The sequence below is a fragment of the Burkholderia sp. MSMB1459WGS genome (assembly GCF_001534535.1).
Lineage (GTDB): Bacteria > Pseudomonadota > Gammaproteobacteria > Burkholderiales > Burkholderiaceae > Burkholderia.
The window spans coordinates 1-1,061 of sequence record NZ_LPMU01000040.1; the positions used below are offsets into that span (position 1 = coordinate 1).

1 protein-coding gene is annotated in these 1,061 nt (G+C 68.2%); it reads left to right on the top strand.

What is annotated here, in order from left to right; genetic code table 11:
* On the top strand, positions 1–1,061 hold a 1,061-nt coding region (locus WT97_RS16355), incomplete at both ends, for an efflux RND transporter periplasmic adaptor subunit (RefSeq protein WP_060353813.1).

The window sequence follows — 1,061 nt, forward strand, 5'->3', positions numbered from 1 at the left end:
GCCGTTTTCCTGGCCGCGTGCGGGAAAAAAGAATCGGCACCGCCGCCGCAAACGCCGGAAGTCGGCGTCGTCACCGTCCAGCCGCAAGCCGTGCCGGTCTTCACCGACCTGCCGGGCCGCACCAGTGCATTCCTCGTCGCGCAAGTGCGCGCGCGGGTCGACGGCATCGTGCTGCGCCGTGAATTCACCGAAGGCACCGACGTCAAGGCGGGCCAGCGCCTCTACAAGATCGATCCGGCGCCGTACATCGCCGCGCTGAACAGCGCGAAGGCGACGCTTGCGAAGGCGCAGGCGAACCTCGTCACGCAGAACGCGCTGGTCGCGCGCTACAAGGTGCTGGTCGCCGCGAACGCGGTCAGCAAGCAGGACTACGACAACGCGGTCGCCACGCAAGGGCAGGCCGCGGCGGACGTCGCGGCCGGCAAGGCGGCGGTCGACACCGCGCAGATCAACCTCGGCTATACGGATGTCGTGTCGCCGATCAGCGGCCGCGTCGGCATCTCGCAGGTGACGCCGGGCGCGTACGTGCAGGCGAGCCAGGCGACGCTGATGTCGACGGTGCAGCAGCTCGATCCGGTGTACGTCGACCTCACGCAATCGAGCCTCGAAGGGCTGAAGCTGCGTCAGGACGTGCAGAGCGGGCGTCTGAAGACGAGCGGCCCGGGCGCGGCGAAGGTGACGCTGATCCTGGAAGACGGCAAGACCTACTCGGAGCCGGGCAAGCTGCAGTTCTCGGACGTGACGGTCGACCAGACCACGGGCTCGGTGACGATCCGCGCGGTCTTCCCGAACCCGGGCCGCGTGCTGCTGCCGGGGATGTTCGTGCGTGCACGGATCGAGGAAGGCGTGAACGAGAACGCGTTCCTGGTGCCGCAGATCGGCGTCACGCACGACCAGAAGGGCCAGGCGATCGCGATGGTGGTGAACGCGGCCAACAAGGTCGAGCCGCGTCCGCTGAAGACCACCGGCATGCAAGGGCAGAACTGGATCGTCGAAGGCGGTCTGCAGGCGGGCGATCACGTGATCGTGCAAGGCGTCGACAAGGTGCGCCCGGGCGCGAC